29 protein-coding genes and 2 pseudogenes are annotated in these 26,244 nt (G+C 58.2%); 14 read left to right on the top strand and 17 right to left on the bottom strand.

Translation table 11 applies throughout. The features are described from left to right. Positions 1-86 precede the first annotated feature (86 nt). On the top strand, positions 87-647 hold the full coding sequence (locus ACEN9A_RS09015; protein WP_258673042.1) for a lipid-binding SYLF domain-containing protein: 561 nt from the start codon (positions 87-89) through the stop codon (positions 645-647). 98 nt (positions 648-745) lie between these two features. On the opposite strand, the gene ACEN9A_RS09010 is transcribed toward ACEN9A_RS09015, so the two are convergent. Further along, a complete protein-coding gene (locus ACEN9A_RS09010; protein ID WP_258673041.1) occupies positions 746-1,684 on the bottom strand; it encodes a LysR family transcriptional regulator in 939 nt (312 codons plus the stop codon). A gap of 100 nt (positions 1,685-1,784) precedes the next feature. Here ACEN9A_RS09010 and ACEN9A_RS09005 point away from each other — a divergent pair. The 5 genes and pseudogenes from ACEN9A_RS09005 to ACEN9A_RS08985 all read left to right on the top strand — a co-directional run. Beyond that, positions 1,785-2,076, top strand: a pseudogene (locus ACEN9A_RS09005) (DUF3077 domain-containing protein). A 184-nt stretch (positions 2,077-2,260) separates the two neighbouring features. Continuing rightward, complete coding sequence (locus tag ACEN9A_RS09000) at positions 2,261-2,548, top strand: hypothetical protein (protein ID WP_258673039.1); 288 nt, start codon at positions 2,261-2,263, stop codon at positions 2,546-2,548. Positions 2,549-2,677: 129 nt separating this feature from the next. Further along, positions 2,678-3,436: a sulfite exporter TauE/SafE family protein gene (locus ACEN9A_RS08995; protein WP_018928231.1), complete on the top strand. Its 759-nt coding sequence runs from the start codon at positions 2,678-2,680 to the stop codon at positions 3,434-3,436. 89 nt (positions 3,437-3,525) lie between these two features. Next, the gene (locus ACEN9A_RS08990; RefSeq protein WP_258673038.1) at positions 3,526-4,065 is read left to right on the top strand and encodes a hypothetical protein; all 540 of its coding nucleotides are present in this window, start codon (positions 3,526-3,528) and stop codon (positions 4,063-4,065) included. Positions 4,066-4,277: 212 nt separating this feature from the next. Beyond that, positions 4,278-4,715 (top strand): annotated as a pseudogene (locus ACEN9A_RS08985) (phage infection protein); the annotation flags it as partial. 355 nt (positions 4,716-5,070) lie between these two features. Here the strand turns inward: ACEN9A_RS08985 and ACEN9A_RS08980 are convergent. Beyond that, positions 5,071-6,003 carry a Ppx/GppA family phosphatase gene (locus tag ACEN9A_RS08980; protein ID WP_258673036.1) on the bottom strand — a complete coding sequence of 311 codons (933 nt, stop codon included), beginning with the start codon at positions 6,001-6,003 and terminating at the stop codon, positions 5,071-5,073. 520 nt (positions 6,004-6,523) lie between these two features. Here ACEN9A_RS08980 and ACEN9A_RS08975 point away from each other — a divergent pair. Further along, on the top strand, positions 6,524-6,829 hold the full coding sequence (locus ACEN9A_RS08975) for a hypothetical protein (RefSeq protein ID WP_018928234.1): 306 nt from the start codon (positions 6,524-6,526) through the stop codon (positions 6,827-6,829). 262 nt (positions 6,830-7,091) lie between these two features. On the opposite strand, the gene ACEN9A_RS08970 is transcribed toward ACEN9A_RS08975, so the two are convergent. The 3 genes from ACEN9A_RS08970 to ACEN9A_RS08960 all read right to left on the bottom strand — a co-directional run bounded on the left by ACEN9A_RS08970 (position 7,092) and on the right by ACEN9A_RS08960 (position 9,000). Then, on the bottom strand, positions 7,092-7,427 hold the full coding sequence (locus tag ACEN9A_RS08970; RefSeq protein WP_018928235.1) for a hypothetical protein: 336 nt from the start codon (positions 7,425-7,427) through the stop codon (positions 7,092-7,094). Between the two features lie 117 nt (positions 7,428-7,544). Continuing rightward, positions 7,545-7,934, bottom strand: a complete 390-nt coding sequence (locus tag ACEN9A_RS08965) for a c-type cytochrome (RefSeq protein WP_258673034.1) — start codon at positions 7,932-7,934, stop codon at positions 7,545-7,547. Positions 7,935-8,034: 100 nt separating this feature from the next. Then, positions 8,035-9,000: a GlxA family transcriptional regulator gene (locus ACEN9A_RS08960; protein WP_019649485.1), complete on the bottom strand. Its 966-nt coding sequence runs from the start codon at positions 8,998-9,000 to the stop codon at positions 8,035-8,037. Between the two features lie 106 nt (positions 9,001-9,106). On the opposite strand from ACEN9A_RS08960, the gene ACEN9A_RS08955 reads away from it, so the two are divergent. Next, positions 9,107-9,667, top strand: coding sequence for a thioesterase family protein (locus ACEN9A_RS08955; protein ID WP_026345845.1), 561 nt, complete (start codon positions 9,107-9,109; stop codon positions 9,665-9,667). Between the two features lie 189 nt (positions 9,668-9,856). Here ACEN9A_RS08955 and ACEN9A_RS08950 read toward each other — a convergent pair whose 3' ends face one another. Then, entirely contained in the window at positions 9,857-11,233 is a 1,377-nt protein-coding gene (locus ACEN9A_RS08950; protein WP_258673033.1) for a dicarboxylate/amino acid:cation symporter, read from the bottom strand. 107 nt (positions 11,234-11,340) lie between these two features. After that, positions 11,341-12,396: a tartrate dehydrogenase gene (locus tag ACEN9A_RS08945; RefSeq protein WP_007935426.1), complete on the bottom strand. Its 1,056-nt coding sequence runs from the start codon at positions 12,394-12,396 to the stop codon at positions 11,341-11,343. Positions 12,397-12,533: 137 nt separating this feature from the next. Here ACEN9A_RS08945 and ACEN9A_RS08940 point away from each other — a divergent pair, with 137 nt between their 5' ends. Next, positions 12,534-13,457 carry a LysR family transcriptional regulator gene (locus ACEN9A_RS08940; protein WP_258673031.1) on the top strand — a complete coding sequence of 308 codons (924 nt, stop codon included), beginning with the start codon at positions 12,534-12,536 and terminating at the stop codon, positions 13,455-13,457. 6 nt (positions 13,458-13,463) lie between these two features. Here the strand turns inward: ACEN9A_RS08940 and ACEN9A_RS08935 are convergent, their stop codons facing one another. Next, positions 13,464-13,865, bottom strand: coding sequence for a DUF1801 domain-containing protein (locus ACEN9A_RS08935; protein WP_258673030.1), 402 nt, complete (start codon positions 13,863-13,865; stop codon positions 13,464-13,466). A 164-nt stretch (positions 13,866-14,029) separates the two neighbouring features. Here ACEN9A_RS08935 and ACEN9A_RS08930 point away from each other — a divergent pair, with 164 nt between their 5' ends. From ACEN9A_RS08930 to ACEN9A_RS08920, 3 genes are all read left to right on the top strand, one after another. Further along, positions 14,030-14,593 carry a histidine phosphatase family protein gene (locus ACEN9A_RS08930; RefSeq protein ID WP_258673029.1) on the top strand — a complete coding sequence of 188 codons (564 nt, stop codon included), beginning with the start codon at positions 14,030-14,032 and terminating at the stop codon, positions 14,591-14,593. A gap of 97 nt (positions 14,594-14,690) precedes the next feature. After that, positions 14,691-15,194: an SLATT domain-containing protein gene (locus tag ACEN9A_RS08925; protein WP_258673028.1), complete on the top strand. Its 504-nt coding sequence runs from the start codon at positions 14,691-14,693 to the stop codon at positions 15,192-15,194. Between the two features lie 48 nt (positions 15,195-15,242). Continuing rightward, positions 15,243-15,728: an adenosine-specific kinase gene (locus tag ACEN9A_RS08920; protein WP_019582007.1), complete on the top strand. Its 486-nt coding sequence runs from the start codon at positions 15,243-15,245 to the stop codon at positions 15,726-15,728. Positions 15,729-15,776: 48 nt separating this feature from the next. Here the strand turns inward: ACEN9A_RS08920 and ACEN9A_RS08915 are convergent, their stop codons facing one another. The 3 genes from ACEN9A_RS08915 to ACEN9A_RS08905 form a co-directional block, all read right to left on the bottom strand. Further along, the gene (locus ACEN9A_RS08915) at positions 15,777-16,598 is read right to left on the bottom strand and encodes a MinD/ParA family ATP-binding protein (RefSeq protein WP_019649494.1); all 822 of its coding nucleotides are present in this window, start codon (positions 16,596-16,598) and stop codon (positions 15,777-15,779) included. Between the two features lie 170 nt (positions 16,599-16,768). Beyond that, a complete protein-coding gene (locus ACEN9A_RS08910; RefSeq protein ID WP_258673027.1) occupies positions 16,769-17,143 on the bottom strand; it encodes a cupin domain-containing protein in 375 nt (124 codons plus the stop codon). A 96-nt stretch (positions 17,144-17,239) separates the two neighbouring features. Next, positions 17,240-18,052: an AraC family transcriptional regulator gene (locus ACEN9A_RS08905; RefSeq protein ID WP_258673026.1), complete on the bottom strand. Its 813-nt coding sequence runs from the start codon at positions 18,050-18,052 to the stop codon at positions 17,240-17,242. A 247-nt stretch (positions 18,053-18,299) separates the two neighbouring features. Here ACEN9A_RS08905 and ACEN9A_RS08900 point away from each other — a divergent pair, with 247 nt between their 5' ends. After that, positions 18,300-19,160 (top strand): CAP domain-containing protein, encoded by an 861-nt coding sequence (locus tag ACEN9A_RS08900; RefSeq protein ID WP_258673025.1) that lies wholly within the window; start codon positions 18,300-18,302, stop codon positions 19,158-19,160. Between the two features lie 250 nt (positions 19,161-19,410). On the opposite strand, the gene ACEN9A_RS08895 is transcribed toward ACEN9A_RS08900, so the two are convergent. The 5 genes from ACEN9A_RS08895 to ACEN9A_RS08875 form a co-directional block, all read right to left on the bottom strand. Further along, positions 19,411-19,863 (bottom strand): GNAT family N-acetyltransferase, encoded by a 453-nt coding sequence (locus ACEN9A_RS08895; protein WP_258673024.1) that lies wholly within the window; start codon positions 19,861-19,863, stop codon positions 19,411-19,413. Between the two features lie 24 nt (positions 19,864-19,887). After that, the gene (locus ACEN9A_RS08890) at positions 19,888-20,541 is read right to left on the bottom strand and encodes a peroxiredoxin (RefSeq protein WP_018928249.1); all 654 of its coding nucleotides are present in this window, start codon (positions 20,539-20,541) and stop codon (positions 19,888-19,890) included. Between the two features lie 168 nt (positions 20,542-20,709). After that, positions 20,710-22,122, bottom strand: coding sequence for a purine-cytosine permease family protein (locus ACEN9A_RS08885; protein ID WP_258673022.1), 1,413 nt, complete (start codon positions 22,120-22,122; stop codon positions 20,710-20,712). A gap of 36 nt (positions 22,123-22,158) precedes the next feature. Then, on the bottom strand, positions 22,159-24,024 hold the full coding sequence (locus ACEN9A_RS08880; RefSeq protein ID WP_258673021.1) for an amidohydrolase: 1,866 nt from the start codon (positions 24,022-24,024) through the stop codon (positions 22,159-22,161). Positions 24,025-24,164: 140 nt separating this feature from the next. Beyond that, on the bottom strand, positions 24,165-25,187 hold the full coding sequence (locus ACEN9A_RS08875) for a helix-turn-helix transcriptional regulator (protein ID WP_258674160.1): 1,023 nt from the start codon (positions 25,185-25,187) through the stop codon (positions 24,165-24,167). A 135-nt stretch (positions 25,188-25,322) separates the two neighbouring features. On the opposite strand from ACEN9A_RS08875, the gene ACEN9A_RS08870 reads away from it, so the two are divergent. After that, positions 25,323-25,613 carry a DUF3630 family protein gene (locus tag ACEN9A_RS08870; RefSeq protein WP_258673020.1) on the top strand — a complete coding sequence of 97 codons (291 nt, stop codon included), beginning with the start codon at positions 25,323-25,325 and terminating at the stop codon, positions 25,611-25,613. A gap of 77 nt (positions 25,614-25,690) precedes the next feature. Here ACEN9A_RS08870 and ACEN9A_RS08865 read toward each other — a convergent pair whose 3' ends face one another. After that, positions 25,691-26,224 carry a cysteine hydrolase family protein gene (locus ACEN9A_RS08865; RefSeq protein WP_258673019.1) on the bottom strand — a complete coding sequence of 178 codons (534 nt, stop codon included), beginning with the start codon at positions 26,222-26,224 and terminating at the stop codon, positions 25,691-25,693. Positions 26,225-26,244: the final 20 nt, after the last annotated feature.

The following is a 26,244-nucleotide window of genomic DNA, read 5'->3' as shown; positions in this document are numbered from 1 at the left end:
CCGGATAATTTCAGCAGGCTCGGATTCTGCCGAGGGCAGGTGCTGACTGCTGCTCACATCCAATGCTCCCGTATCGGAGTACTAACATGACTCAGTCAATGCGGTTCTTCCTATCGATCGTCCTTGCGACAGCCTCACTGGCATCGGCAAGTTTCCTGAACACTGCTGGTGCTGCAACCGCCGAGGATCTGAATGTCGACTCTCGGCAAGCGTTGCAAACGCTCTACAAGGCCAGACCAGTTGCCGAAAAAATCTCACACGACGCTAAAGCGATTCTTGTCTTCCCGAAAATCATCAAAGCGGGCCTGGTGTTTGGCGGCAGCTATGGCGAAGGCGAATTGTTGATGGGTAAGAAAGTCGAGGACTATTACAACTCCGTAACCGGGTCCTGGGGGTTGCAGGCAGGCGCCCAGTCATATGGCTATGCGGTGTTCCTGATGACCGATAAAGCCGTGAAATATTTACGTGAAACCAAGGGTTGGGAAATTGGCGTAGGCCCCACTGTTGTTGTGGTTGATGAAGGGGTGGCGAAGAATCTGTCCAGCTCCACGCTGAAGGACGATGCTTACGCGTTCATTTTCGACCAGCAGGGATTAATGGCTGGGGTCAGCATTGAAGGAACCAAGATTTCCCGGATCAAGCGCTGAAACCGGTCGTTTGGCGCTTGCGGGCGCAAGCGGTGAAGTGAAATGAAAGCGGGCAGCCGAGTGGCGCCCGCTTTTTTATGTCCGCGATTCGTGATGCTTCAGGCCCCCTGGAGCGTTACTGCATGCTTTCGATCAAGGTTTTCACCAAAGCCACGGATCATCTCCAGCAACGACTTCACCCGCAGCGGCAGATTGCCGGCCGGGTACACCGCGTGCATCTGCGGGCTCTCACCACTGCTGGAGGTGAGTTTGTACTCGGGACAGACCCGCAGCAGGCGCCCCGCTTGCACTTCGGGCTCTGCCAGCCAGTCCGCCAGGCGGGCGATGCCGAGGCCCGCCAGGGCCGCCTGGAACACCGCCGAACCAGAGTTGAAGCGAAACTTGGGATGAGCCCGAACGCTGATGGCCTGCGTCTCACTACGAAAATTCCACTCCTTGAGAATCCGTGGTGCCGTGTGCAGGATCAGCGAGTGCACCTCCAGCGCCTCGATAGAGTCGGGCATCCCGTGCCGCTCCAGATACTCGGGGCTGGCGTACAGATACCGTGAATAACTCCAGAGTGGAAAGCCGATCAGGTCACTGGATTGCGGATACCCGCCGCGAATCGAGAAGTCCAGCTTGCTCTTGGCCGGGTCGATGGTTTCATCGGTGAAAATCCCATCGACGTTCACGTCTGGATAACGCTCACCGTACTGCGCGATCAGCCGGGGCAATACCCCGTGCCCGAGAAACTCGGGGGCGGAAAAGCGGACCCAACCGTAGGCCTGGCCGCTGATGCCGGCCAGGTCTTCATCCGCCTCACGTTGCAGATCCAGCATTTTGTAGGCGTGGGGCAACAAGCGCTCACCCGCCTCGGTCAAGCTCACGGCATTGGAGGAGCGATTGAACAACTTGACTCCGACACTTTCCTCCAAGGCCTGAACTGCTCGGGTCAGCGCGCTGGGAGAGCGCCCCAGAGTTCGTGCTGCCGCGACGAAGCTGCGCTTGCGAGCCACCGTCGCGAAGGCTTCAAGTTCCCCCAACATATCCAATGCCATGCGTCACCTCGTTGCACTTTTCACAACGTGGTATTGCAACACAAAAAAAACGCTTCCGTTAACCTTCTCGCTCAATTCACAAGGATGTAAGTAACAGAAAATGACCGAACAAGCAGAAGCAAAAACCATAGGCGTCACCCCCTGCATTTACTGCTCAGCCCCCCCTGTTCCATGTAAGCGCTGGCGTACCCGTTAACAAAGCATTGGCAATGGCTTCCGATCTGCTGTGCCTAGCCAAGGTACTTGCAGAAGACGCAGCTTTCGAAAGAGACACGGACCGACATGCCTGGGCCACGCATTACTTAACGTCAATGGGTAAGGCGGTGATTGATGATGTGGTGAAGGCAGTTACTCCGAAACCTGCTCGGACGAGGGACCAAACCGAGATTTAACACTAATCAACCCTGACATGAGCCCGGCGCTTTCGGGACATTCAGATCGCCATGGGGGAGCACTCCCCATGGCCCCAGTGCGGCCAGATAGTCGGGTAATCAGCGGTCCGTATGAGTGCGGTCATCGTGGTCAAGGAGGTGTGGCATGGTCACTCGGTACTCGGTACTCGGTAGGCACGCACAAGTGGCCGAACCGTTGAGCATTCTCACTGAAGAGTTTCCTGCAAAGCTGATGGCCTTCAATGCCCTGACTCGCGACATGCGTGAGGCGGGAGTTGCAATCAAGGCGTTGGTACTTGCTGACAATAAAATTTTCGTCACTCAGCGAAGCGTCGAGCTGCTATCGCGGCATTTTGGGCATGAGCTTCGCGCAATGCACAGCAGCGCCGATGGGCGCTTTGCCCGAAATATGGCAACGATCCGTGGTGTTGGCGTGGTCTGGTTCACTTTGATTAAGGAGCAGGACGATTGATTCAATTTCTCGACTACTCAATTGAGGCTTTACGGGATGCGCCAAGGTGTGACCAATCGACCATGACTTGGGCCGATGCCATGAAACACGTCGAAGCCGCTGCCCCCTTCACCGTCAGAGCCTGATTCCATGATCGATATTGTCATCCTTTGCGTATTCGCCTTCTCTGCCGGCCTGATCGATGCGGCGGTGGGCGGCGGCGGACTGATCCAGATTCCCGCGCTGTTCAACGTGCTGCCCACGGCACAACCGGCGGCGCTGCTGGGGACCAACAAGGTTGCGGCAGCCTGCGGCACTGCATTCGCCGCCCGATCCTTCGTGCGCAAGGTGGTGATCAACTGGAGTCTGGTGATCCCCGCCGCCAGTGCGGCGTTTGTCATGTCCTTCTTCGGAGCGGCCACGGTGTCGTTCGTCCCCCAGTCGGTGATCCGGCCGGCGGTGTTGGTGTTGATCGTGCTGATGGCGATCTACACCTTCTGGAAAAAGGACTTCGGCGCCCTGCACAAGCCCATGCACATCGGCACCAAGGAAAAACTGCTGGCGATCGTCATCGGCGGCGCCATCGGTTTCTACGACGGACTGTTCGGGCCCGGCACTGGCAGCTTCCTGATCTTCCTGTTCATCCGCTGCTTCGCCTTCGACTTCCTGCATGCCTCGGCGTCGGCCAAACTGGTGAACATCGCGACCAACGTAGCAGCGCTGATGTTCTTCATTCCGACGGGGAACGTGCTCTACCTGATCGCCATCCCCATGGCCGCATTCAACATCCTCGGCGCACTGACCGGCACCTGGCTGGCGGTACATAAAGGCGCGCCCTTTGTCCGGGCGCTGTTCCTGGTGTTGCTGCTGATCCTGATCGGCAAACTGTCTTATGACCTGTTCGTGTAAGCGCGTTTTCTGCCGCTACACTCAAGCGGAGCAAGGCATTTCACATAGGCATTACGCCATTTCCATCGTCTATTGAGAGTGAGTCGTTCATGAACCGTCGATTGCTCACCGTTTTCATCGCGATTTCTCTTTCATGGACCAGTGCACAGGCCGGCTACTGGAAGGATTCAAACGGCAATCCAATCCCGGACTCTGAATCAAGACGAACCATCGGGGAGTTTGGTGGCTCGCTATTCATCACTTCCGATCCCGATTGGGAGAAAAAGTGGAATACACCGGCCGAAACCACTCCAGTATTTACCGAAGCCAAAATAGTCACCCGAGGTGAAAGGATCTTCGCGCTTACGTTTTTTGCAAACCCGAAGCTGAATGCCAATCACGAAGCCAACATCACGTGCGATTTGAAAGCCACAAGGCCGAACGGTACAGAATCGATCAATCAGCGAGATGCCGTTTGTTTTCAAGGGCGCCTTAACGGGGATCCGAGCAACATGTATCTCGCCGCCCCCGTGATCGGTTTCATCGGCGAGCCTGACGATCCCACAGGCATCTGGACGCTGGAAATCACGCTCAAAGACAACTTGCGTAAGGTTGTCATGCCGCTCAAAGCAACATTCACGCTGAAGTAAGTGGTTCTTTTCACCGCTGACCGCCGTTGTCGGCCTGGCTGTAGCGGCATAGAGCATCACTCCCGGCGCCGCCAGATTGGCTGGGGTTGCCCACCACGTTTCAACCATTGCTGACGTCGATAGTCACCATCATGTCAATGAAGTTCTCATAAAAAATCCTCGGCGTAACATCTGCTCCATACCCAACCAATAACACCCCGGAGCACACCATCATGAAACGCCAAACCCTTCTCAGCATCGCTTTCTCGGTTTTTGCAGTAAACGCTTTCGCCGCTTCCCCTGCTCACCCGGTCGTCGCTGAAGGCGGCTCGGATCGCCTGATTGAAAGCCGCGTTGCTGAAGGTGGTTCGGATCGTCTGATCGAAAGCCGCGTTGCTGAAGGTGGCTCGGATCGTCTGATCGAAAACCGCGTCGCTGAAGGCGGTTCGGATCGCCTGATCGAAAACCGCGTCGCTGAAGGTGGTTCGGATCGTCTGATCGAAAACCGCGTCGCTGAAGGTGGTTCGGATCGCCTGATCGAGAATCGCGTCGCTGAAGGTGGTTCGGATCGTCTGATCGAAAACCGCGTCGCTGAAGGTGGTTCGGATCGTCTGATCGAAAACCGCGTCGCTGAAGGTGGTTCGGATCGTCTGATCGAAAACCGCGTCGCTGAAGGTGGTTCGGATCGTCTGATCGAAAACCGCGTCGCTGAAGGTGGTTCGGATCGTCTGATCGAAAACCGCGTCGCTGAAGGTGGTTCGGATCGTCTGATCGAAAACCGCGTCGCTGAAGGTGGTTCGGATCGTCTGATCGAAAACCGCGTTGCTGAAGGTGGTTCGGATCGTCTGATCGAAAACCGTGCGGCATGAATGAGTGGCTTTACCGCAACACTCGACCAAAGAACCCGGCCTCATCAGCCGGGTTTTTTCATGCGTTTTTAGTGCCCGGCTGAATGAGCCGGAGGTATGAGCCTCGGTGTGTTTTCACCCTTTTTGATCCGACAGCTTTTTATTGCAGCAGCATCATTCAGTGCCTGGACATCAGGCCATGAAGAACGCCTAACCTTAAGCCCGGCTCAGAAGGACTCATGTGCGAAATGCCGAATACCTTGAATGCCGCCAGCATGAGCACCAGACCACCAGGCAAGATATTCAGGCGATGGGGTGGCAAGCCCGCCAATTTGAGTTGTTTAACATGCCCCACTTCCAGCAGACGCAATGACAAGCGCAACAGACCGCCGTAGGTGATACCGCTTTGACCGTCGTCATTCAGGCCATTGGCCTTGAGCACTTTGGCCAGCATCCGTGCGGTGCCCGAAGAGCCGATAGTCTGCTGCCAGCCCATTGCACGATAACGACGGGTAACTTTTTCAAACTGTAGAGTGGCCACTCGCTCAGCCTCCAGGAGCGCTTGAGCCGTGATACAGCCCCCCTGAAAATAACGCGCGCCAAGGGTGCCGCTGCCAATGGCAATGCTCTCGGTCAACAGGGGCTGCGTACCCTGCCCCAGAATCAATTCAGTGGAGCCGCCGCCGATATCCACGACCAGTCGCATACTCTCTGTATTGGGTATCGCATGGGCAACCCCTGCGTATACCAGTCGAGCCTCTTCATGCCCGGAGATGACGTCTATACGAAAACCCAGGTGCCGCTCCGCGCTGGCCAAGAATAATTGAGCATTGTCGGCTTCGCGCACGGCACTGGTCGCCACCGCACGCACGCGACCCGCTTCAAAGCCGCGCAGTTTTTTGCCAAACCGCGCGAGGGCTTGCCATCCGCGATCCAGCGCCAACTCGTCCAGCGCTCCGCCCTGAAACCCCTCCGCCAAACGGACAGGCTCACGCAGGGTTTTCACTTCCTGGATCACGAACCCCTGATTACGCCTGACCGACTGGCCAATCATCATGCGAAACGCATTGGACCCCAGGTCAATGGCCGCAAACAGGGAGGCGTCTTTCATAGGGGACTCCTGGCAAATTCATCAGCCCGCAGACGGAGTTCCGCTGAGCGCTCAAGACGGTTTGCGAGGATCTTGCCATCAGTTCAATGACACGAAGATGACACCCTCTGGATAGACGGGTGGTCGAGCTGTTTTTAGGTCCCTTTTTCGATGCACAAAAAACAGTCATCGTTCTGTAACCTTCCGACAGTAATACTGAGGCTATTCAATACGTGCTGTTTTTTCTGCTGCCACTTCAGGCAGCTTTTTTTTTGCCTGATGATTTTGGCAGCAGTTTAGCCAGGTCAACCAATTGGGTTTCTGCATTTTCGAGCGCGGCGGCTGCAGAGCTTTGCCAAGTGCTGCCTGCCCTTTCGCCTCGCCTCTGAATCATCAACAACGACCGTCCGTAACCCCGCCCCGACGGCCTCTCACCCTTCGCTATTCTTAACCACACACACCGCAAGCACGGCTTGCGGCATCAGAACCAGGAGTAAGGATCCGGGTAAGGAGTGCGCCACTTCTAACAGAGTATTGAATGATGAAAATGCTACTGATGGTCGAGTTTCCCCATGAGCCTTTCAACGCGTTTGTCAGGTCCGGGAAGGTCGGCGAAATCATGAACCGTATCCTGGACACCATTAAGCCTGAGGCGACTTATTTCACTGAGCAAGATGGCATGCGAAATGGGATTTTTCTGATCGATATCGTGGATCCCTCCGAAATCCCCGGATATGCGGAACCCTTCTTCCTCAACTTCCAGGCCAACTGCAAATTCCGTGTGGTCATGAACCCGCAAGACCTGCAAAACGCCGGTCTGGAGGAGCTCGGAAAAGCGTGGGCGTGAGGCTCGATCAATGAGCCGGGTGATGGCATCTGGAGTGCCTCACCCCGGTCGATGTCCTAAGCCGTAATGCGATCTGTAGCAGCTGCCGAGCTCGCGAGGCTGCGTTCGGCTGCACAGCAGTCGTAAGATCAGAACTTGCGGTGCATCAGGCAGACCGCGTCAGTCGGATTCACGACTGCTTCGCAGCCGAACGCAGCCTCGCGAGCTCGGCAGCTGCTACAAGGAGTGCGCCGCAGCTGAAATGACTGAAGGCGCACTGCACTTACTGAACGGTTTTCAGCTTGACCACATCACCGGAGATTTTGGTGGTGTAACCGGTCAGGACCCAAGCCCAGAACCAGTTTTCCTGCACTTGGGTGTTGATCATGGCATCGCCGCCCTTGGCTTTGATGGCCGCGTCCTGAGCGCGGATGAAGCGGTTGTTCTGCTGGATCGGGATGACGCCGAACAGCAGCAGGCCAGTGGCGGTCGCTTCACTGTGGCCGACAACGGTGTACTGGCTGCTGTCGTATTGCTGGGTCTTCATCGGGGTGCCGGTGCAACCCGCCAGAACCAGGCCAAACAGGGCTACGGCAACCGCTTTGCTGAGGTAATTCACTGTGTCACTCCATTAGAAATACCCGGGATCCATCTCTCGGGCGGCGCATACTCTAACGGATGAAGTGGCCCATTGATATCACTCAGCACTGAAAAAAGCGGATCGATGAGGCACCGATCATTGCGGCTGAAACGTCTGCAGATAGGCCAACAGGTTTTCGATCTTTTCCGGATCGCTGAGGCCCCAGAAAATCATGCGGGTGCCGGGGACCACTGTTTTTGGCGCTTCGATGTAGGCGGTGAGAGTTTCGCGGGTCCAGACGACGCCTGATGATTTCATTGCGTCTGAGTACTGGTAGTCCGCCGTGCTGCCCGCAGGGCGCCCGAAAATCGCATTGAGTTGCGGACCAAAAAAACCTCGCGCCGAACTCCCTACCTGGTGGCAGCCGCCACAGATTCGCTTGAACAGTTTCTCGCCCGCCTCAGCATCACCGGCCGCTGCTGCTTGCGTACTGAACAACCCCATGTTGAGCATCAAGGCCAAGGTGAGTACGGCGGCGTTTTTCATGTTCGGCTCCAAATCAGGCGTTGCTGACAGCAAAAGCGGGCGGCTATTTCATCATGACTGGCGGCTACGTCGAAACACTGATCTGGACCAGACGTGTCACTCAACCCACACTCGCTTGAAACTTCTTCCGGTAAGCCGCCGGTAGCAGGCCCACGCGCTGCTGGAAAAGCCTGCGAAATGAGTTGCTGTCCTCGTAACCTACTTTGTAGGTGATGCTGTCCAGGGTCATTCGTGTGGATTCGAGCAACTGCTTTGCCTTTTCCAGACGCAGTGTTTGCAGGTAGGTCAGCGGCGTGTAACCGGTGGCTTCCTTGAAACGCCTTTTGAAGTTCCTGACGCCGAATCCGAATCGCTCGGCCATGTCATTGATCAGCAGCGGCTGATGGAAGTGATCTTCCAGCCACGCTTGAACCTGCAGGATTTCGCCATCCCCATGGTTCTTCGGCATCGACCACATGACATAGACCGATTGCTCGCTGCGTACGTTGTCGGCCAGCAAGTATTTGCCGCACTTCTGCGCCAGCTCCAGTGATGCGAAGCGGCGGATCAGATGCAGCAACAAGTCCATGGCAGCCGTCGCGCCACCGCTAGTGATCATGCGATTGTCTTCACAGAGGATCTGCGCCGACTCCAGACAGGCCTCTGAATACCGGCGACGAAAAAAATCGGCAAAGGCCCAGTGCGTGGTGGCACGAACGCCGTCCAGCATTCCCGCTTCGGCGAGCATGAACGCCGCCGTACACATGGAAGCCACGACGGCACCTTGCGCGTGCTGTTGACGCAGCCACGGCCCATAACCGGAAAATGCCGGCAAGGCGTCTTTCAGGGTAAAGAGAAACCCCGGGATCAGCACCAGATCGGTTCGGGTGATGTCGGCGATGGATCGGTCCACGCGCAGCGTTTGCCCTCCCCATGCGGCGACATCGGCGCCATCCAGCGAGGCGGCAACCACCTCAAACGGCGGTCTCGCGGTATCGGCGAACAGGTTGGCGGCACTGAGCACTTCCAGCGCCAGGGTGGCGCTGGCGGCGGAACATTGATCAGCCAGTAGCAGGGTGACGTGCATGAATCATCCAGATTGCGCTTTTCGCATGAAAAAAGTCATTTGTGCACCTACCTTATCCGATTTCCGCCCCCTAAAGTTCACCGGTCATTCAATCCTCGGCGTACTTATGAATCTCTGGTTCCGACTTATCCTCATGCTGTTCCGTCGCCCGTGGCGCAAACCGGTGGACGGCCTGGCCACCACCGTCATCCGTATGCGCGTCTGGCCGCTCGACCTCGACCTCAACCGGCACGTCACCAATGGCCGCTATTTCACCCTGGCCGACGTAGGCCGCATGGATTTCGTGCTGCGCAGCGGCGCCTTTCGAGTAGCCTTGCGCAACAAAGCCGTGCCGATCGTTGGCGATACCTGGGGCAAGTTTCGGCGTGAGCTGAAGCTGTTCGAATCGTTCGAGATTCATACCCGCATACTCGGCTGGGACGATAAATGGAGCTTTATGGAACACCGTTTCGTGAGCAAAGGCCGGGTAATCGGCGTCGTCATCATGCGGGGGCTGTTCCGCTCGGCCAAAGGCACGGTTGCACCGGTCGAGTTCGTCCGCGAGCTGGGGTTGGCCGAACAGTCACCCGAGATGTCGATGTGGCTGACGGCCTGGTCGCAAAGCTGCGACGACATGAGCCGTCAGCTGCGAGGGGAAGAAGGCCTGGTTGCCCAACCGCCCCTCTGATCAAGCGAAATCCCTTGTAGGAGCGAGGCTTGTGTGGCGAGGGAGCTTGCTCCCGTTGGGTCGCGCAGCGACCCCGGCATTCCAAAGTTAAACCGCATGCAAAGGGTTTACGACTGCTTCGCAGCCGAGCGGGAGCAAGCTCCCTCGCCACACAAGCCCGCACACATTTCTTGAGCTGCATGGCCCCGGTTACTTGGACTCGAGATATGCCCCTTGCGGGAGCGAGCCTGATCGCGATGAGGCCATCGCGCCGGCTGGCGTCGATGCAGCAACTGCAATAACGTCCGCCTGAACCATCTCGGGTTTTTCCTCTGAGCCCTCCCCGTTCAGCGCCTTGTTCATCTTTACCGTGTCCAACGCGCCGACCCATTTGGCAATAGCCATGGTGCCGACGCCGTTGCCGATGGTGTTGGTGATCGCGCGTGCTTCCGACATGAACCGATCGACGCCCAACAACAGCACCATGCCCGCCACCGGAATGGTGCCGAGGGAGGACAGTGTCGCCGCCAGGATGATGAACCCCGAACCGGTCACCCCCGCCGAGCCTTTGGAGGTGAACATCAGCACCGCCAGCACGATCAACTGATCCATGAGGGTCAGCGGCGTGTTGGTCGCCTGGGCAATGAAGATCGCGGCGATGGTGTAGTAGATCGCCTGGCCGTCCGGGTTGAAGGTCAAGCCCGAGGGAATGATCATCCCGGCGACGGGTTTGGAAACGCCGGCCTTTTCCATCTTGGAAATCATCTGCGGCAGCACCGATTCCGAAGAGCTGGTGCCCAGTACGGTGAACAGTTCTTCCTTGATGAACTTCAGAAATTTCCACAGGCTGAAACCGCTGTAACGGCAGATCGGCCCGAGCACGAAGATCACGAACACCGCGCAGGTCAGGTACACGCACGCCATCAGTTTGCCGAGGGAGAACAGCGAACCGAAGCCGTACTTGCCGATGGTAAAGGCAATCGCCCCGAACGCGCCGATGGGGGCCAGACGCATGACCATGTTGACGATGCGAAACATCCCTTGCATCAGACTATCCAGCGTGTCGACGAACACTTTTGCGCGCGGCCCGACATGCGCCAGGGCCACGCCCAGCAGAATGGAGAACAGCAAGATTTGCAGGACGTTGCCCTTGGCGAAGGCATCCACGATGGTGTCGGGGATGATGTTCATCACGAAGTCCATGAACGACGCATGCTTCACTGCCGTGGTGTAGGTCGCCAGGCTGGAAGTATCCAGCGAGGCGACATCGATGTTCATGCCCGCGCCGGGTTTGAACACATCGACCACGACCAGGCCGACCACCAGCGCCAGTGTGGACACCACTTCGAAATAGAGCAGCGCGCGAAAGCCGACACGCCCCAACTCTTTCATGTTCTCCATGCGCGCAATGCCCGTCACCACCGTGAGGAAAATCACCGGGGCAAGCAGCATTTTGATCAGTTTGATGAACGCGTCACCCAAGGGTTTGAGCGCAGCTCCAGTCTCGGGAATGAACACCCCGACAATGGCACCGAGGATGACTGCGATGAGCACTTGTACATAGAGTTTGCCAAATATTCTTTTCATGACAGGGCCCTGATTTTTTATTGTTGTCAGGAAATGCCAAGGGACCGGATTCAGCGATCTGCCCCTTGGCGTTGTGCCGCAGTACTACTTTGAATCGGGGGAAAATATCAGCGGTTGATCAACGCAATGACTGCATCGGTGATCTGCCGGGTAGTGGCCGTGCCGCCCAGATCCGGGGTATGCAAACCGCTTTCGGTCACGGCTTCGATGGCCGACATCAGCTGTTTCGCCGCGGCCGCTTCGCCCAGGTGCTCGAGCATCATTGCCGCGGTCCAGAATGTGGCGATCGGGTTGGCCACGCCTTTGCCGGTGATGTCGAAGGCCGAGCCGTGGATCGGTTCGAACATCGAGGGGAATTTGCGTGACGGGTTGAGGTTGGCGGTCGGCGCGATGCCCAGGCTGCCGGACAACGCGGCGGCCAGATCGGACAGGATGTCGGCGTGCAGGTTGGTGGCGACGATCACGTCCAGCGTCGACGGTTTGAGCACCATGCGCGTGGTTACGGCGTCGACCAGTTCCTTGTCGATCTTCACGTCCGGAAAGTCCTTGGCGACTTCGTAGAAGATCTCGTCCCACAACACCATGCCGTGACGCTGAGCGTTGGATTTGGTGACCATGGTCAGGTGCTTGCGCGGACGGCTGCGCGCCAGTTCGAAAGCAAAACGGTGAATGCGCTCGACCCCGGCACGGGTGAACACCGACACTTCGGTGGCGACTTCTTCCGGCAGGCCCCGGTGCACGCGACCGCCGTTGCCGGAGTATTCGCCCTCGGAGTTTTCCCGCACCACCACCCAGTCAATCTGATCACCGTTGTGCAGTGGGCTTTTCACCCCTGGCAGTACGCGGGCCGGACGCACGTTGGCGTACTGGTCGAAGCCCTGGCAGATCGGCAGGCGCAGGCCCCACAGGGAAATGTGATCCGGCACATTGAGCGCACCGACTGCGCCGAAGAAAATCGCATCGAAGGTTTTCAGTTCTTCCAGGCCACCTTCCGGGATGTAGTAGCCGTTTTTCAGGTAGTTATCCGAGTTCCAGTCGAAGTGTTTGAAGGCCAGTTCGAAGCCGGACTTTTTCGACAAGGCTTGCAGCACCTCGACACCCGCGGCGATCACTTCCACGCCGATGCCATCACCTGGAACCGCAGCAATTTTGTATGCGCTCATCATCAACTCCACTCTCGTTACGTTCTTGTTGTGCCTGTCGAACGGGGGTGTTCAATCAGGGTGTGAGCGGAGTATATGTAGTGAGCAAATGAGCGTGAGTTACTCCAAATCACTACATAGATGAATTTGAGTTACCAATGAGCCAGACCCTGGATTTGTCTTTTTTCTACCTGCTGGCCAACAAAGGCAGCCTCGCGGCGACGGCGCGAGAGCTGGGCGTGACCCCGCCGGCGGTGAGCAAACGCTTGAGCGCGCTGGAAGCACGGCTGGGCATCCGCCTGGTCAACCGCACCACGCGCTCGATGAGCCTGACCTCGGAAGGTGAGCTGTATTTTTCCCATGCCGCGCGCATCCTGACGCAGATCGATGAGGTCGAGCAGCTCATCAGCAGCAGTCGTGCAACGCCGAAAGGCCTGATTCGCGTCAACGCGTCTTTGGGTTTCGGTCGTCGCTACATCGGCCCGGCATTGGGCGCGTTCTTCGCGCAATACCCGGAGGTGGAAATACAGCTGGAAATCAGCGATCACCCGCTCGACCTGGCAACTCACGGGTTTGACCTGGGCATTCGTTTCGGCACGCTGCCGGACGCGGCCTTTCATGCGCGCAAGATTGCCTCCAATCGCCGCCTGCTCTGCGCCTCGCCGCTGTACCTGGAAAAGCATGGCGTGCCGCAACGCCTGGCGGATTTACAGCAACACAACTGCATCTTCCTGCGGCAAAACGAAACGCCCTACGGCGTATGGAGCTTTACCAACGGCGGGCGCACGCAAAACATCAAAGTGCGTGGCGCGTTAGGCTGCAACGACGGTGAAGTGGCTCTCAATTGGGCGCTGGAAGGTCATGGGATTTTGCTGCGGGCCGAATGGGACATCGCCCGCTACGTGCGCAGTGGCCGCTTGCGCCTGGTGCTGGAGGACCAGACACCGACCCGCGCCGATGTCTATGCCATCTACCCGCAACAGTTGCACCTGTCGGCGCGAGTGCGCAGCCTGATCGATTTTCTGGTCGAGCGTTTCAAGCACATCGATCACCTGGATGAACCGGAATCTGTGCTCGACTGAACGGCGCTACGACATGTTGAACGCCACGGCGGCGCGAATCAGCGCCTTCAAGGCTGTTTCATCAATCCGGTCGCCCTCATGAATATCGATGGCACGCCGGGTGTTGCCATCGAGGCTGGCGTTGAACAGTCCTGAAGGGTCTTCCAGCGAGGCGCCCTTGGCGAACGTCATCTTCACGGCATTCTTGTACGTCTCGCCGGTGCAGATGATGCCGGCATGCGACCACACCGGAACGCCCCGCCACTTCAACTCCTCGACCACATCGGGGTCGGCCTGTTTGATGAGCGCTCGAACCCGAGCGAGCGTCTCGCCCCGCCAATCATCCAGTGCCTTGATTTTCGCCTCGATCAGCGCAGAGGCAGAGCCTTGCTCCTCAGTGTCCTTTGAACCGGCCGTCTCCTTGCTCATGGTGGTTATCCCTCTTCATAATGATTGTCGCTCGCCCGCCTCTTGAGTATCGCTGACAGGACTACAACGCAGGCGTTGCAGTTTGACCCGAAACGGGTCGTTTGCCTTCAAATCTCCGATGGGTGCGACCACTCACGGAATAGCAAAACAAGGACGTAACAACAGTGGAAAAGGAAATCATCTTGATGCGTCATGGCCAGCCAGATCTGGCCGTGCAAGACAAAGTTTCAGCGCGCGATATGAAACGCTGGATCGAGCAATACGACCTGTCAGAAATCATCGACCAACCCGCTCCACAATCGAGTGTGGCGCTGGCGCGTACCGCCAGAATGATCGTGTCGAGCAGTGCGCCCCGGGCGCTGACGTCGGTTCGAGCGCTAGGCCTTCAAGCCGGCCTTGTCGATGATATGTTCTGCGAAGCGCAGCTCCCCCATGGACGATGGTCACTGCCGCGCCTTTCACCGTTTACGTGGGCATTTATTCTTCGTGTTTTATGGTTGTGCGGTTTCTCGGGGAAGGTCGAGTCAGCCAGTAAGGCCAGAATGCGCGCCAATACGGCCGCTCAACGGCTTCAATCCCTTGCCGACGAAGGGCCCGTTTTACTGCTCGGTCATGGAATAATGAATCGAATGATTGCCAAGCACCTGGAGGCTACCGGATGGATTCGCCATACCAGCAATGGTAACCGGTACTGGAGCGCGACGGCCTATCGTATGAAACCGCGTTAAGGTACGACGACAGCCCACAGACCGAATCCCGGCGCCCTGGCTGGTGGTCAAATAGGAGCTAATATTCATCTGTATTCCCCTGCAAAGGACTGCAATCATGAGCCGGCTCGAGTTACTGACCAAATGGAATCGCATGATCGTGCGGTTGCAGATCGAGCACGAAATCAGTGCCCGGGATTTCGAGAAGTTCAGCTGGAAACTGGGCATCCCTTGCGTGGTGTTGTCGGCGATAGTCAGCGCCAGCGTCTTTGGTTCAATCAGTGACTCATCGCCAGCATGGCTTCAATATGCAGCCGGCATCCTTTCACTGCTGACCCTGGTGCTGAGTTCAGTGCAGACCTTCCTGAACTTTGACACCCGGGCTGCCGGGCATAAAGACACCTCCGAGAAGCTCGGTGCGATGTCTCGCGAGATTCAGGACGAAATCGCCAGCGGCAAGGACGAGGCTATCCTGGGCCCGATCGTGCTGGACATCCGCAAGCGCATTGATTCGATTCTTCTGGATGCCCCGACCTTGCCCAAGTCAACCATAAGGAGACTGGGTGATGTTCGCATCCACCCGGAGACACAGCCAGAGGAGCAGGAGATCGTCCCGGCTTGAATAGAGGCCCGATGCCGGTCCGCGACATCGTGACAGGAGGCGTTTGAGATGCAACTCATCACGTTGAAAATCGACAAACCGGAAGCGACGAATTTCATTTTTGGTCAGACGCACTTCATCAAGTCCGTTGAAGACCTCCACGAAGCGTTGATAAACGCCGTGCCAGGTATCCAGTTTGGCGTGGCTTTTTGTGAAGCCTCCGGCAAATGCCTGGTGCGATGGTCTGGCACCAATACCGCCATGATCGAGCTGGCCCAGAAAAACGCGCAAGCCATTGCCGCCGGCCATAGCTTCATCATTTTCCTCGGCGACGGTTTCTATCCGCTGAACGTGTTGAACGCCGTCAAAATGGTGCCAGAGGTGTGCCGCATTTTTTGTGCAACAGCCAATCCAACCGAAGTGATTCTTGCCGAGACGGAACAGGGACGCGCGATCCTGGGCGTCGTGGATGGCTTCTGTGCCAATGGCATTGAAGGCGACGAAGACATCCTGTGGCGCAAGAATTTGTTGCGGCAGATTGGCTACAAGCTGTGAAACACGTTTCGCTGCTGAGCTAACGATGGGCTGCCGCCGTCGACAGCCTCACCTGCCGGAATTCTGCACGAGTTGCTCAACGAAGAACTCCACGTGCCCTCTCGGATGAGTCGGCAATGGCCAGCTGTCGACGTTGTGAGCAAGGGCCTGGAAAGCTTGAGCGCACCTGGAGCGCGGGAAGGCTTCAAACACTGCGCGTCCCTTCTGCACGGCTTTGTGCGCACTTTCGTCGTTCGGCACCGCGCCGACGTATTGCAGCGAGACATCCAGGAACATTTCGGTAATCTTTTCCAGCTTGGCAAACAGGTTGCGACCTTCCGCCGGGCTGCCCGTCATGTTGGCCAGCACGCGAAAACGCTGCAGACCGTAGTTCAGGTTGAGCAATTTGATCAGCCCGTAGGCGCCGCTGATCGAGGTGGGTTCATCGCACACCACCACCAGCACTTCCTGAGACGCGCGGATGAAATTGATCACTGAGCCACCGATACCGGCGGCCGTATCGATGATCAGCACATCCAGTTTGTCGCCGATATCGCTAAAGGCCTGGATCAGCGCGCGGTATTGCGCAGGCTCCAGATGAGTCATGTTCTGCAAACCAGAAGAAGCCGGGGCCACACGAATGCCTCCAGGCCCAGGCATGAGTGCCTCGGACAGCTCGCAACGCCCTTCGAGAACATCGGCCAGTGTGTAGCGCGGAGTCAGCCCCAGCAGAATATCGATATTCGCCAGGCCAAGATCGGCATCCAGCAATACGACGCGCCGCCCCATTTTCGCCAACGCCAACGAGAGGTTAACCGCTACCGTTGTCTTGCCCACGCCCCCTTTACCGCCAGTCACAGCGATAACTTGCACGCAATGCACATCATCCATTTGTCTTTCCCTTCCCTGCGCATCGTGTGCCAGCACGTAATGGCACCCTCCAGATGCCGCAAGAATAGCTGAAAAGTGCGCAATAGCTGCTTTATCTCCCGACGAGAGGCATTTTGCCGGCCTCCATCGAATCGTTTCAACGAAAAGGCCGGCAAAAACCACCAAAACGTCTAGATCCACACATCATTCATTGCGGTTCTTTCCCCGGCTTGATCACCGGTATTCAGCACACCTCGCGGCTCGATCAGCAACAGTTTCACCTCGCGTTCTGCATAAGGCTTGTGTTCGACGCCCTTGGGGACGACGTACATTTCTCCTTGCCCAACCACGACGGCCCGCTCCCGAAGATCGATGCGAAGCTCGCCTTCAAGGACGATGAAGGCTTCATCGGTATCAGCATGGGAATGCCAGACAAAGTCGCCTTCGATTTTCACCACTTTGAACTGATAGTCGTTCATTTCGGCGATGACCTTGGGCGTCCATTGCTCGCTGAACAAGGCATATTTTTCGGCAAAGTTAATCGCGGTGCAGGCTTGGGAATTCATTTGAGTCGCTCTCACTGGACAAGATATCGAGCCCTGACTCTAAGGATGACCTAACGCTGCGTATTGCATGATTGTGCAAGTTGGCCGAGCCCCTGCTCAATCAAGGCCCAACCTCTTCAGCCACCGACCGGGGGAGACGCCGTAGGTCTGGACGAATTGACGCGTCATGTGACTTTGATCGAAAAAACCTGCGCATACAGCCGCCTCTGCCATCGAGTGGCCCCCAATCATCAATGCTCTTGCCAGGTCGAGCCGGCGCTGGGTCATGTACCGATAGGGGCTGGTGCCGTACAGCGCCCGAAAATCACGGCTCAGGCTCCAGCGGTCTCGACCACTCGCCTGGGATAACTCATCCAGGGTAATGACTCGATCCAGCGAGTCATGAATCAGCGCACGCGCGCGCTCGGCTGCTGCAAAATCAAACGACTTGCGCCGCCCACGCTGACCCGAGATCGCATCCAGCGCTTGTGCGAGATCGTAAATGGCATCGTCTTCTTCCAGGGGCTCGATGCAAGCGTCGAGGTTTTGCAGCAGTACCTGGGTTGCGGCACCCAGCCGTGGGTCGCTCGATAAGCCACCCTCGATAAATGGCAACGGCTTGCCGCCCAGCACCTGCTGAATCAAGGCAGGTTCGATGTAGATCATCCGGTAATGAAAACCCGCTTCGGTACCAGCCTCACCGTCATGCACCTCGTCCGGATGCAAGACGATGGTTTTACCAGGCAGGCTGTGGCGCTGGGATTTGCGGTACTGGAAACTTTGCACACCCGACAGCGTTCGCCCGATGGCGTAAGTATCGTGGCGATGCGGCGTAAAGCCATGGCCGCCAAAAAAGGCTTCGATGCGCTCTATCTTCAACGGCTGCGCCGAGCGCTTGACCCAATCCTTGTCGCCCTTGGTTTTAGTCATGTCCCTGTACACCTGGATGATGTCAATACGTTACCAGTACGAGCATCTGCTGTCCCAGACTCGTGACCCGTCTGAATCAGCCCTCTCGGCGTAGCCGTCAAATTTGTCTGTTCCCTTCGTGAACCAGTTTTGAGACCCGCAGTCATAGCCGTGCCGTAAAAGACGCTCGCCCAAAGAAGCGCTCATGCGGTTATTGCTCATCTTTATCCCACCCTTATCGTCGTCAACTCATCAGAGCTGTCTGTTCATGCGCCCGACTGTCCGCTGCTGCCGCTTTATTTCGCTGTGCCTGATGCCTTTGTTTCCGCTGTTCGCCAGCCCCGCCCATGCCAGTGGGGAACGGCAACTGGTGGAAGTCATCAACGATTACCGCGCCGATCCCGACCGCTGCGCGGGGCGTGCGGTCAGGCCGTTACGGCCACTGGCGCTGAAATCGGACTTGTCCTTGCCGATCGGCTATGGCGGTGGCTTGCGGGAGGGGTTGAAGGCTAACGGCTATCAGGCTGTAACGGTGCGGACCATCCGCCTGGTCGGCGCGCAAGACGCCGATGAGGCGTTCGACATGCTTCAGAGCGATTACTGTGGGGCGCTGCTCGATACCCAATACGCCGACATCGGCGTCACTCGTGCCCGCAGCGAATGGCGGGTGGTGCTGGCGCAACCGGTACTCGACGGGCGTATCGGCGATTCGCGCGCCGCGGGCAAGACGTTGCTGGCGCAGGTCAACGCGGCAAGGGCCAGGCCACGCATGTGTGGGCGCCAACGTTTTGCCGCCGCACGGCCATTAACCTGGAATCCCGCCTTGGGCGCCGCCGCTCAAGGGCACAGCAAGGCAATGGCCTACGGCAACTACTTCGCCCACCAGGACCCCGACGGCGATATGCCGGCGGATCGCGCCAAAGCCGCCGGTTACCGCGGCCGGCAGATCGGCGAGAACATCGCCGCCGGGCAAGGCTCGCCCAGCCAGGCGATGTCCGGCTGGCTGGCCAGCCCCGGGCATTGCGCCAACCTGATGAACCCAATGTTTACCCAGGTCGGCGCGGCGTATGCCAGCGATTCGCGCAGCAACAAAGGGGTTTATTGGACGATGCTGTTTGGCGCGCCTTGAGTGAGGGTTTCGAACCGTCCATAGAAAATGGCTGGCGCTGGGGTCAGTCAGTTAGGGGCTTGAACACCGCAGACTTGTGTGGCGAGGGGGCTTGCCCCCGTTGGGTTGCGAAGCGGCCCCAAAACCTGCAATCGCGGTATATCAGGTACACCGCATGCAATGGTTTTACGACTGCTACGCAGCCGAACGGGGCGATGCGGCGTTCCGACAAGCCCCCTCGCCACACAGGCTCGTTTCCACAAGTTTGCGCCTACTTCAAGTCGAGACAGTAGGTGTAGTAACCCGTATCGCGCACATAGCCCAATGACTCATACAACCGTTGCGCGAGGTGATTGTCCGTGGCCGTTTCCAGCACCATGCCCTTGGCGCCGGTCAACAGCGCAAAGGCTCGGGCGGTGTTCATCAGCAACGTCCCTACCCCTTTGCCTCGGGCGGCAGGTGTGGTGAAGAGATCGCTGAGCAACCAGGTGCGGTGGGCATCGATGGAGGAGAACGTCGGGTACAACTGGACAAAGCCGAGCGCTTCGCCCGCGGAGTCCTCGGCGAAGAAAATCACCGATTCATCCCTGGCGATGCGCTCTGCGATGAAATCGCGGGACTGCATCAGGTTCGAGGGCTGGCCGTAAAAGCCTCGATAGGCGTCGAAGAGACTGGCGACTTTGTCGATGTGGGTTGCATCAACGCGCAGGACCTGGACGGCCATGTGGGTGGTCTCCGAACAGAGGGGTTACTTCGGTTGCGCCACGGTGCGCAAATAAGGTTTGAGCGTCTTGAAGCCATCCGGGTATTTCTTCCTGGCATCCTCATCGGAGACCGAAGTGGGAATGATGACGTCCTCGCCCGGACGCCAGTTCACCGGCGTGGCAACGGTGTGCTTGGCGTTCAGTTGCAGAGAATCGAGCAGACGCAGCACTTCATCGAAGTTGCGCCCGGCGCTCATCGGGTAGATCAGCATCGCCTTGACCTTTTTGTCCGGGCCGATAATGAACACCGAACGCACCGTGGCGTTGTCCACGGCAGTCCGAGCGCCGCCACTGGCATTCGGATGAATCATGTCGTAGAGCTTCGCCACCACCAGGTTCTCGTCGCCGATCATGGGATAGTTGACCGCATGTCCCTGGGTTTCTTCGATGTCTTTGGCCCAGGTCTTATGGTTACTGACAGGGTCGACGCTGAGCCCGACGATTTTGGTGTTGCGCTTATCGAACTCCGGCTTGAGCCCCGCCATGTAGCCGAGCTCAGTGGTGCACACCGGGGTGAAGTCCTTGGGATGCGAGAACAGAATCGCCCACTTGTCACCGATCCACTCATGGAAATGCAGCGGGCCTTCGGTGCTTTCAGCGGTAAAGTCCGGTGCTTCGTCGCCAATACGGATTGCCATGTTCGTTCTCCTTACTGTTGAGTCGTAGGGAAGTCGCCGGAACGCTGGCTGCTGTTCCGGCGGCATTCGGTGTCTGTGTTGAACCGTCAACGCGGATCAGTATAGGAGACGCTTGAGGACCCGGTAGTTAGCCGCGCGCCCGCCCTGCCCCCTTTGATGACCGGGCATTCAAGCCTGCGAACTGCGCTCGACCGACACCGCAAGTGCTGATGTCCTGGCCAGCCAGTAATAGAGCATGCCCGGCACCACCAGCCCGACGATCCAGGAAATATCGACACCGCCGAGCTGCGCGACCATTGGTCCGGAGTAGAAGTGAGTGTCGACAAAAGGCAGCTGGACCAACACACCGAGCACATACACGCTGATCCCCAACACATTCCAACGGCCATAACGCCCCGCCGGGTCGGACAACGCCGGGATGTCATAGCGCTCCTTGTTGATGAAGTAATAATCCACCAGATTGATCGCGCTCCACGGCGTGAAGAACGTCAGCAGAAAGAGGATGAAGTACTTGAACGTGCTCAGAAACGAGTACTGCCCCAGCAGCGCGAGCGTGGTGGACGCGCCGACAATCGCCAGCACAAACAGCATGCGTTTGCCGGCGGATATTTCGAAGCCACGACGAAAGCCACTGATAATGGTGGCCACGCACATGAAGCTGCCATAAGCGTTGAGGGTCGACACCGTGACCTTGCCAAACACCACGCTCAAATACAGCAGGGAGGCCATCACCCCGGTACTGCCCAACCCGACGATGGTGGCGACCTCATGTCCACGAAAATTTGCGCCCGCCAACGCAGCGGCGAATACCCCCAGCACCATGGAAGCCTGAGCACCCACCACCGTCCCCAGGCCGACGGCGGTGAACGTCTTCCAGGACGAGGTCTTGCTCGGCAGGTAGCGTGAGTAGTCGGCCACATAAGGGCCGAACGCGATCTGCCAGGATGCGGAAAGAGACACCGCCAGCAAGAAAGTACTCCAGCCGAAATGGCGGTTTTCCAGTAACAGACCGATGTCGTTGAGCGTCATCAACCGGGTAAACAGATACACGAAGGCGATGATGCCCAGCACGCTCGCCACCCTGCCCACCAGGTGGATGACCCGATAACCGAAGAGGGTCAGAAACGCGATGCAGGTGGCGAATATCAGGATGCCGGCGCTGTCGCTGACATGGACCAACTGAGCAATCGCCTGCCCCGACAGTACCGCGCCGGTGGCGCTGAAGCCGAGGTACATCAGGCACACCAGCACAATCGGAATCGCCGCCCCATAGACACCGAACTGCACGCGACTGGAGATCATCTGCGGCAGCCCGAGCTTCGGTCCTTGTGCAGCGTGCAGCGCCACCACCGCACCGCCGAGCAACTGACCGATCAGCAAACCAATGAGTGACCAGAACACATCGCCACCCAGCACCACGGCCAGCGCGCCGGTCACAATCGCTGTGATCTGCAGATTGGCGCCGAGCCACAGGGTGAACTGGCTGTAGAGGCTGCCATGGCGCTCGGCCTCGGGAATGTAATCGATCGAACGTGTCTCGATCAGGGGACTTCGCTGCTGTGTATCGCTGACCTTGGTCATTTTTTTGTTCTCTTCTAATGGAGTAGACGCGTGCTTTTATTTTTGTTGTTCAGTAACGGCTACTTGAGTCGCCCGTTGTTCAAAACCAACGAACGGCGCCTTGGCCCATACGACCTTGCCGCCGACCACCGTCAGCAGCACGTCATTGCGGGCCAGTTCATCCTCGGGCACCTGCATGAAGTTCTTGTCCAGAACGATCACGTCAGCAAACTTACCCACTTCTATCGAGCCAACGACCGAGTCTAGTCGCAACTGCTCGGCAGCGTTCATCGTGATGCTTTTCAACACATCAGCGCGCGACAACGCCGGGGCAGCATTCAACCTGCCTGCATATTTTGGACCATAGCTGTGCGGGTTAAGCGGATCGCCTGAGCGAGTGACCCCAATCTTCAGCGCAAGGAATTCGTCGAGCGGGTCGACGGGCCAGTCGCTGCCATACGCCACCCGGCCACCGGCACGGCTGATACTGCCCGATGGCTCCATGCGGGCGAAGCGATCGACTCCCAGATGTTCGCTGGTGCCGTCGACCGTGGACGGCGCCTGCTGGGCCCACTGGAAGGACATGTTGGCAGTCACGTCGAGCGCCTTGAAGCGCCCATAGTCGGCGGGGTCCACCGACTCGGCGTGAGTAATGGTCGGACGAAAGCCATTGCCCGGCAGTTGCCGGCGCACGTATTCGATACCGTTCAACGAGTCACGCACTGCTCGGTCTCCGGTGGCGTGAAGGTGCGGATCGAGGCCGGCCTGGACCGCCTTCAGCAGCAGCGGATTGAGTACTTGCGCAGGAAAATACAGCTCGCCGACGTTGTTGCCTGATGTCCACTTGGGCGCGGCATCGGTGCCGGTATTGCGCAGGTACGGGGTCAACATCGCCCCGGTGTCCGCTGGCGCGTTGATGATGCCGTCCATGAACAATTTGACGTGGCGCATGCTCACCCCCGGCGCGACTTTGGCTTCGCCCTGATCGTAGGTGTTGGCCAATGCCTTGGCCTCGGCAATGGTCTTCGCCGGGTCTGCCGCGGCGGCGGCAGGGTCGAGTTTGATTGCCAGCAAGGCCCGTGCGGTCAACTCGCCCGACTGCTGCAAGGTGGTGAACGCTTTGCCATTTTCCGGCCCCGACAAGGCATCGAAGAAACTGGTAATGCCTTGCCGGCGCATGGCATCGAGCGCTGCGCGGGTCTGGTTGAGCTTCTCGGCGTCGGTGGCTGGCGGCACCACGGCGGCCATGGCATCGGCGGCACCGTCTTCGCAGATCCCGGTCGGGTTGCCGGCGCTGTCACGCACGTACTTGCCATCCCCCGGATTGGTCGTGTGCCTGTTGATGCCAGCGACCGCCAGGCCGCGGGAGTTTGTCAGCACGGAGTGGAAATCGGTGGAGCGGACCTGGATCGGGCGAGTGGTCTTGAGCGCGTCCAGCGTTGATTTGTCGGGATCGCCGTCAAGCCCGGTCATGCCCATGCGGTCCCAGCTGCCCACTTCAAGCCAGACATCCGGGCCTTTGTCCTTGTCGGCATCCAGACATGCCTGAATGGTTTGCTGGAAAACCTTACGGGTCATCGTCTGGTATTTCAGGTCGCACAAGGTCATGGCGCGACCGCCGTCCCCCGGGTGCATGTGTGCATCGACGAAGCCGGGCATCAACATGCGTCCCGCCAGATCAATCAGTTGTGTCTGCGTGCCGATGTACGCGGCAACCCCTTCATCGCTGCCCACGTAAACGATCTTCCCACCCGTGACGGCAATCGCCTGCTGCACGGAGTTCTTGCCATCGACGGTGTAGACATAGCCGTTACGCATCACCATGTCAGCCGGTGTCGAACCGTGTGTCTGACACCCCACCAGCGCCATGCAAGAAAATGCCGTTGTCGTCGCAACGGCCATAAACAACCGGGAAAGTTTCAACTGCCTCACCTCTGTTTTTATAGTTCTGGAAGTGGCCCGAACGAACTGCCGCAAGCCCCTGATATGCAGGGCACACGATATAGAGCGCAGCGGTTGGATGGACCTCTGCAAATGAGGAGGGTGAGGCAACTTGACCGCACCTAATCGCGACGCGCTGCATCCGCAAACGAGGTCGGCGAACGCAGCACGGAACCCAGCTCCACCTTGCTCTTCACGCCGAGCTGCAGGTAGCAGTTGCGCAGGTAGGTGCGCACCGTCGCGGGACTCAAGGCAAGGATTTTGGCAATCTCCTTGTAGGAATGACCGGCGGCGAACAGCATCGCTGCCGTCCGCTCGCGAGGCGCAAGCACCGCTCCCCGCGACTGAGCTTCGAGTGACAGGATGACGTGCTCGGCGTTAGGGCTCAGTGTCAGTGCACAGCGGCCCAGGCGCATCACGCAGGGTGCCTTTGGCAGTTGCGCGATCACCTGCGCGGGAAGCATTGAACCGCCCCACCCTGGCAACTCACGCTCAATCGCTGCGCACAGCGTGGCCCCCACGTACAGCAGGCTGCCGTCCATGCGCGCGACGCCAAAGTCAGACGCCCCGTTGCCCGTATCGAAGCGGATCATGTCCTGCACCTGAAATCGCCAGAGCTGCAACAGATGGTCGCAGAATGCCGAAAACAGCTCCGCCTCACTGTCGTTGAACGCCGGAGCTTCAATGCCTCGGTAGAGACAGACGAAGAACATCAAGCCGCTTTCGGGTAACTCGAAAGTGATGCACATCAGGTGGTAGAGGGCGTGGCGCCGAGCGAACGCGTCCACTTCTACATCGGGGTCGGTGAACCCGCTGTCACGCACGACCTCACCGGGTCGGCTCAGGGTGTCATGGGAAAATCTGTCGCTGCCCGCACTCTTGTGCCATTCGGCGGCAAACGACTCGGGCAGATTGATTCGCCCGTGCATCCAGCTTCTGGGCGGAGCATCAACGTCCGACGCGGACATCTCACCCCACCAGGCGGAAGCGAAGGGCAGCAGTTCACGGAATGCCTGCAGGCCTTCGGCGATGAACCCGGATGCACCGCGATCCCGAGCAAGGCGACCAAGGTGCAACACGCAATGATTGAATGCTCTCAGCGTTGCCATCGACATCTTGGCGCCGACCTCATCACCCTCCTCCATCGTACTGATCTCACTCGCTGCATGGCCTGTCATTTTGACCATGCCATAGGCGCGGTAATGGCGTCCAGCTCCTGGCTCGCTCGCCACAAATCTCGCAGGAAGCGTAAAGTCACGTTCATTCTCAAGGAGTAAAACATGACTGATCCGTCGCCCCCGCCATCACGGGAAATTTATCTCTCGCAGACATCCGACCGGGATTTGTTCAATCGCATCGCCAGTGAATTGGCACGAGGGCTGGGCGGAACCTGGACGGCACAGATCAATGGGTTGGACCAGCGTTATTGGGATCTGGCCGTCGAGGGGCAGACGATTACGCTGCATCTGGAACACTACCTGGGGATCATGCTGCTGGTGGGGGACGCGGATCCGGACTGGATTGCGTCGGAGCGTTTTCAGGCGGTGGTACGGCGGCTACAAGCGGATTGAACAAAGAACGGGCGCCATGATCGGCACCCGTTTTATTTGAAGCGAGAGGGAAATACATCCAGTAACCACCGATGCTTTCAGATATTAATTTCGCTGGCCCGCACGACATCGATCCGCGCCACGGAACCGGTCAGATGCGCCAGATCCTTGTTGTGTTCGGTGATGATGTCTTCGGCGCTCATCGTGCCATTGTCGATCGTGGAATGAGCATCGGACGCCAGCACCACGTCGTAGCCTCGCGATAATGCCTCGCGGACCGTGGCGTTGACGCAGTAATCGGTTTGCAGGCCGCAGATAATCAGGCGGTCGACGTCCAGCTCTTGCAGATGTTCATGCAGGTGGGTCTGGTAGAACGAATCCGGAGTGGTTTTGCGCACGCGCAGGTCTTTGGGTGACGTCTTCAGGCCGTCGGCCAGTTGCCAGCCTTCGGCGCCGTATTGCAGCAGGTCGCCCTCTTCTTCGTGCTGGATCAGGATGACCGGAATATTGGCGGCTCGGGCTTTGGTGCTGAGGCCGTTGATGGTTTCGATGACGCGCTGGATGTCGAAGCATTCATACTCGCCGGTGCACAGCGCGCGTTGGACATCGATGATCAGGAGTGCGGTGCTCATGGCTTCCTTCCTTAGACAGG

Source organism: Pseudomonas sp. Pseusp18, from assembly GCF_059506005.1.
Note: the sequence above shows the minus strand (reverse complement) of the source record. Positions and strands in the feature narration are given on the sequence as shown.